Source organism: Caballeronia novacaledonica (assembly GCF_900258035.1).
In the GTDB taxonomy this organism is placed as follows: domain Bacteria; phylum Pseudomonadota; class Gammaproteobacteria; order Burkholderiales; family Burkholderiaceae; genus Caballeronia; species Caballeronia novacaledonica.
This window is the reverse complement of the sequence record NZ_OGTP01000051.1, coordinates 1-6,189: the sequence shown is the minus strand read 5'-3', so window position 1 is coordinate 6,189 and position 6,189 is coordinate 1. Positions and strand designations below refer to the sequence as shown.

4 protein-coding genes and 1 pseudogene are annotated in these 6,189 nt (G+C 64.9%); 2 read left to right on the top strand and 3 right to left on the bottom strand.

All coding sequences use genetic code 11. The features are described from left to right. Both NOV72_RS32955 and NOV72_RS31575 read right to left on the bottom strand, forming a co-directional pair. Positions 1 to 156 (bottom strand): annotated as a pseudogene (locus tag NOV72_RS32955) (1,2-phenylacetyl-CoA epoxidase subunit PaaA); the annotation flags it as partial. Positions 157 to 378: 222 nt separating this feature from the next. Beyond that, a complete protein-coding gene (locus tag NOV72_RS31575; protein ID WP_106858428.1) occupies positions 379 to 1,851 on the bottom strand; it encodes an MFS transporter in 1,473 nt (490 codons plus the stop codon). A gap of 204 nt (positions 1,852 to 2,055) precedes the next feature. Between NOV72_RS31575 and NOV72_RS31570 the strand changes: the two genes are divergently transcribed. Continuing rightward, the gene (locus NOV72_RS31570) at positions 2,056 to 3,318 is read left to right on the top strand and encodes a TIGR03862 family flavoprotein (RefSeq protein ID WP_106858427.1); all 1,263 of its coding nucleotides are present in this window, start codon (positions 2,056 to 2,058) and stop codon (positions 3,316 to 3,318) included. Between the two features lie 4 nt (positions 3,319 to 3,322). On the opposite strand, the gene NOV72_RS31565 is transcribed toward NOV72_RS31570, so the two are convergent. Beyond that, positions 3,323 to 4,474: a methyltransferase gene (locus NOV72_RS31565; RefSeq protein ID WP_106858426.1), complete on the bottom strand. Its 1,152-nt coding sequence runs from the start codon at positions 4,472 to 4,474 to the stop codon at positions 3,323 to 3,325. 172 nt (positions 4,475 to 4,646) lie between these two features. Between NOV72_RS31565 and NOV72_RS31560 the strand changes: the two genes are divergently transcribed. Then, a complete protein-coding gene (locus NOV72_RS31560; RefSeq protein WP_106858425.1) occupies positions 4,647 to 5,942 on the top strand; it encodes an SGNH/GDSL hydrolase family protein in 1,296 nt (431 codons plus the stop codon). Positions 5,943 to 6,189: the final 247 nt, after the last annotated feature.

The following is a 6,189-nucleotide window of genomic DNA, read 5'->3' as shown; positions in this document are numbered from 1 at the left end:
CAGCGTCTTGCGATAGGCCTCGGGCATCCAGTCCTGCGCTTCGATCTTGCCGTCGGCTTGCATCACGGCGTCGAAGCGCGACTGTTCGGCGGCGGCGGATGGGGCCGCTTCGTCTGGCTGCGTGGGGCTCGGGAGGTCGAGGGATTGGGTGTACATGGCGGCACTCGCTCCTGGATAGTCGCTGTCCGGCGATTATAAACCGACCGGACGGTCGGTAAATAGGTTTTTGAGACGTACTCGGGTAATTCCGCATGAGCGGCGCGCGAATGCACGCGCTATTCAATCTAGTGCAGACGAAGGAGGCGTGCCGGACGGCGAGAGAAGCGAGAAGCGGCGGCGATACGTCGCCGCCGTTCTGCAAAGCGGGAAAGTGGGCGCTTATTGCGTTTGTTGCGCGGCGAAATCTTCGGCGTCGACGTCATAGCCCGACGGTTCCCAGCGCACCGCAAGCAGCGCGACGAGCCCCGCGAGCGGCGCGACGGCGATGATCCAGAACACCTTCGTGCCGAGCGCCGCCGACAAAACCGGGAACAGGAACAACGAGACCGTCGAGCTGGCGCGCATCAGCGTCTGATTGAAACCGACACCGACGCCGCGCAGCGAAGTCGGATAGCTCAGCGATGCGAACGTCATGCTGTGCGAACCCGGCCCGACGCCTTGTCCGAGCAGGAACGCGGCGAGAAACGCGATGGCGATGACGACTTCGGCGCCCGTCGACGGTTTCCCGACGATCGCGAGCCCGATGAGCGCCGCCAACTGGAACGCGTAGCCCACGACCGACAGCTTCCACGCGCCGTACTTCGGCACCGTGCGCACGGAGAACAGCCCGCCCGCGAACGCGAAGCACAGATTCAGCGCGAGCGACGCGAGAATCGTCGTGAGCATCGATTGCGCGAGGAAGCTCGAAATGATGACCGGCAATCCGAACGCGACGGCGTTATAGGCGAACGACGACGCAATCGCCATGACGGTCGCCAGCATGGTCCGGCGCAGATAGACGCCGCGCAGCAGCGCGCCGTAGTTGCTCCACGTCGCGCGACGGGCCTTGGGCGGCGCGACGGCGGTTTCGTCGACGCGGGCATCGATGCCGTAGGAACGCTTCAGGATCGCGGCGGCGCCCTTGAGATCGCCCTGATTCGCGGCCCAGACCGGCGATTCGCTCATGTAACGGCTGCGGATCGCGATGATCGCAATGGCCGGCACCGCGCCGAAGCCGAGAATCAAACGCCAGAGCCAGTGCGCTTCGTGCGCGGGCAAGACCGCGTACAAGCCGAGCACGAGCAGATACGAGACGCTGATCGCCGCGTACCAGACCGGACACCACATCGCGACGCGCGCCGCTTTGTTGCCACGGCCTTGCAGGCGCGAAAACTCCGCGAGAAACGCCATCGCGACGGGAAGATCGATGCCGACGCCCAGACCCATCACGAAGCGCGCCCCGCCGAGCACCCACGCGTTGGGCGCGAGCGCGCAGGCGATCGCCGCGACGACGAAGAAGAACATGTCGGCCATGAAGACGCGATAGCGCCCGATCTTGTCGGTGAGATAGCCGCCGAGAAACGCGCCGATGATCGCGCCGAGCGTGATCGCCGCAGCGACGAAACCGGTACCAGTCGGCGTCAGCGAGAATTCGCGGGCGATATCCTTCATGCCGAACGCGAGCGCGCCGAGATCGTAGGCATCGAGAAAAATCCCGCCAAGCGCAATGGCGACGACGACGCGCGCATCGCTGCCCATCGCCGCGCCGCTGTTGACGAGGCCGGAGACATCGGCGGGACTTTTGATGACGGGCCGCGGATCATTGGCGGCGGCGCCGACAGCAGCGCGTTCGGGCGCGAGAGAAACGGACATGATCAGCTAATTTCGTAAAAAGTTGTCGATGCAACGAATCGACGGATCGTACTGGCCCGAACGCAGCCGGCCAAATTCTTTTTTGTTATTTAATGACTTACGACGCGTCCGCAATGCTTTTCAGCCGCGCTTCGTTCGGCACGAAGCCGGCGCGGCGACGCGCGATGCGACAATGGCGCTCCGTTCCGTTTCCTTCATTTGGTCATGTCGTCAGTTGAAAACATCGAATCGGTGAATGTCGCCGTGATCGGCGGAGGGCCGGCCGGGCTCATGGCCGCCGAAGCGCTCGCGGCGGGCGGCGCGCGTGTTGATGTTTTCGACGCGATGCCGTCCGTCGGGCGGAAATTTCTGATGGCCGGGAAGGGCGGCATGAACCTCACGCATTCCGAGCCCGCCGACGCGTTCCTCGCCCGCTATGGCGCGCGAAGCCCGAATATCGCGCCGCTGCTCGCGCGTTTCGATGCCGGCGCGCTACGGAACTGGGTGCACGGCTTGGGCGTCGAGACGTTCGTCGGCAGCTCGGGCCGCGTGTTTCCCACCGACATGAAAGCCGCGCCGATGTTGCGTGCGTGGCTGCATCGGCTGCGCGCGTCGGGCGTGACATTTCACATGCGGCATCGCTGGCTCGGCTGGGTGGAGGAAGGCGCGTCGATGTCACGGTTCGCGACGCCTTCGGGCGAAAAACGCGTCCGGCACGAGGCGATCGTGCTCGCGCTCGGCGGCGCAAGCTGGCCGCAACTCGGCTCCGACGGCCGCGCGCTGCCGGTGCTCGCGGCGCGCGGCGTGCCGGTGCGGCCCTTCGTTCCGTCGAATTGCGGTTTCGATGTCGCCTGGAGCGAGCATTTCAGCAGCCGTTTCGCGGGCGCGCCGCTCAAATCGGTGGCTATCGGCACGCCGCGTGTGGACGGCGCGCCCGATTGGCGCATCGGCGAATGTCTGATCACCGATCAGGGCATCGAGGGAAGTCTGATTTACGCGTTGTCGGCGCCGATCCGCGATCGGATCGCCGAAAGCGGCGGCGCGGGCGCGACGATCCTGATCGACCTCGCGCCGCAATTTTCCGTCGAACGCGTACGTGACGAAGTGCTGCATCCGCGCGGCGCGCGATCGATTTCGAGTCATCTTCAGAGCCGCCTGCATTTGACGGGCGTGAAAGCGGGTTTGCTGCGCGAGTGCGTGAGCAAGGACGAATTCGCGGATCTCGACACGCTCGCCGCGCGGATCAAGGCGCTGCCGCTGCGTCTGCTGCGGCCGCGTCCGATCGAAGAAGTGATCAGCAGCGCGGGCGGCGTCGAATTCGAGGCGCTCGACGCGCGCTCGATGCTCAGCGCGCTGCCCGGCGTGTTCTGCGCGGGCGAAATGCTGGATTGGGAAGCGCCGACCGGCGGCTATTTGCTGACGGCGTGTTTCGCGAGCGGACTCGTCGCAGGCGAAGGCGCGCTCGCGTGGCTCGCGGAGCGCGCGTAAAGGCTTACGCGGCGACGAGCCGCCAGAGCGATGTCACTTCCGCCGAGCGCGCGGCGTGCAGCGGATCGGATTTATCGCTTGCACGCGGATGATGCGGCTTGACGTCGATGCGACCATCGACCTTCAGGCCGGCCTTGTCGATCCATTCCTGCAACTGGGCGCGCGTGCGCAGTCCGAGATGCTCCGCGAAGTCCGACAGGATCAGCCAGCCTTCGCCGCCGGGCATCAGATGCGCGGCGAGGCCGTCGAGAAAGCCGCGCAGCATGCGGCTGTCCGGGTCGTAGATGGCGTGCTCGATCGTCGCGCTCGGCCGTGCGGGCAGCCAGGGCGGATTGCAGACGATCAGCGGCGCGCGGCCCTCGGGAAACATATCGGTCTCCACGATCGCGACCTGATGATCGAGCCCCAATCGCCCGATGTTTTCCCGCGCGCAGGCGAGCGCGCGCGTATCGACGTCGGTGGCGACGATTCGCCCGATACCGCGCCGCGCGAGCACCGCCGAGAGCACGCCGGTCCCAGTGCCGATATCGAACGCCAGCTCTTTCGACGGCAGCGGCTGATTCGCCACCAGATCGACGTATTCGCCGCGAACCGGTGAGAACACGCCGTAATAGGGATGGATCCGCCCGCCGGCAGCCTCGATCTCCACGCCCTTTTTGCGCCACTCGTGCGCGCCGATCAGCCCCAGTACTTCCCGCAAGGACACGACCGACGGCTCATCCGACGGCGGTCCGTAAGCCTCTTCGCACGCCTGTCGCACATCGGGCGCGCGGCGCAGCGGGATGGCGTACTGCTCGTCGAGCGGAAGCACCAGCATCGCGAGGATGCGCGCGCGTTGCGATTGCGCGAGGCGATGCAGATTGAAGGCGTCGATGGGCGATATCTCCGTCGCCGGCTTTTTTTCCTTGCGCGGCTTGTTGTCGATGCGGCGCGCCACGGCCTGGAGCAGTTGCCGGGCGTTCTGGAAATCGCCGCGCCACAGAATTGCGGTGCCCTCGCAGGCGAGCCGGTAGGCGTGATCGGCCGTCATCTGGTCATGTCCGATGACGACGCGCTTCGCCGGCGGATTGCCACTTTCGGATCTCCAGCGGACGGAGTGGCTTTCGCCGTCTTCATCCCACGTGAGGTTTTGCGATGCTGAGTTTTTCGATTGCATATCTATATAGATGCCTGACGCGGAAGTCACCGCGCCGGCGAAAAATGAACTGGCTGCATTGTGAGGCTATTTGGGGCCCATTGCTGCAGCTTGTTCGCGTGGAGGGCAATCTGCGGCGCGAGCTTTGTGACACTTCAGGCACAATCGATCCTTTTCCGCACACCATCGCTGAATGAAACTCCGAGTTCTCGCCGCGATCTGCGCGGCCGCGCTTGTCGCACAAGGCAATTTCGTCCCGAACGCGTTCGCCGCCGACGCAGCCGAGGCGCCCGCCAACGAACATTGGGTCAGCGCGTGGGGCACCGCGCTGCAGTCGATTCCGCAGTTGGCGAACCTGCCGCCGCTGTATCGCGCGCCGGATGTTGCCGGGCGAACCGTCCGACAGCTGATTTATCCGCAACTGGACGGCAAACGGATGCGCCTGCGCATCAGCAATCTTTACGGGACGGAGCCGCTCGTCGTCGAATCGATGACCGTCGCGCGTGCCGTCGCGGGCAGCGGCGCCGCGATCCGCGCGGGAAGCGCGCGTTCCGTGCTGTTCGGCGGACGCAAGAGCGTGACCGTCGCACCGGGCGCGCAGGCCACGAGCGACACGGTCGATTTCGACGTCGGCGCTTTCCAGCCCGTCGCCGTCAGCATGTTCATGGGGAAGGATCAGAAGCTGGTCGCGTGGCATCGCGTGTCGAGTCAGGTGAACTACATCTCGACGCCGGGCGATCGCACCGAAGAGGCATCGGCGGGCGCGTTCCGTACTCGCTTCACGCAATTTGCGTGGCTGACGAGTGTGATGGTGGAGAGCCCGTCGGCGCAGGCGATTGTCGCCATCGGCGATTCGATCACCGATGGCATGCGCTCTTCGATCAACGCCAATCGGCGCTGGCCCGATGCGCTCGCCAAAGAGGTGGCGCGCAGAGGCGGCGGGCACACGGCGGTGGTGAATGCGGGCATCAGCGGGAATCGTCTGCTGAGCAACTCGCCGTGTTACGGCGAAGCGGTGGTCAGCCGATTCGAGCGCGACGTGCTTCGGCAATCGGGCGTGCGTGCGGTGATCGTGCTGATCGGCATCAACGACATCAACTTCATGGCGATGCCCGCGCACGCCGGACTCGACTGCGACGCGCCGCACACCGAAGTGAACGCCGATGCGCTCGTGCGCGGCTATCAACGGCTGATCGCGCAGGCGCACCAGCGCGGCATCAAGATTTACGGCGCGACGCTGACGCCGGCTTCGTTGCCGCCCGATCGGGAAGCGATCCGCACGGCGGTCAACGAATCGATCCGCTCGAGCAGGGCGTTCGACGGCGTGATCGACTTCGATCAGGCGCTGCGCGATCCCGCGCGACCGAGCGTGCTCCAGCGCCGGTACGACAGCGGCGATCACATTCATCCAAGCGATGCGGGCTACGCGGCGATGGCGTCCGCGGTACCGATGGAGTTTGTCCCTGGAGCGGCGAAAGCGGCGCATTGAAGCAGGCGCAAAAAAAGTTGCTTCATCACCTTGTCATTCGCGTCTGCTTGACCTAGTATTCAGCCCCTCGTCGCAAGACGACGGGCCGCCGAGCGAAACGGGTGGCCTCCGAAGTCGGCAGATTTTGAAGCGAAAGCCAAAAATACTGTTGACAAGGAGAAAAAGATTCTTCATAATCTCGTTTCTCTGCTGCTGATGCAGCGACGCAAGACGGAAGTGATGGTTTGAGTGTCTTGCGATGTGCTCT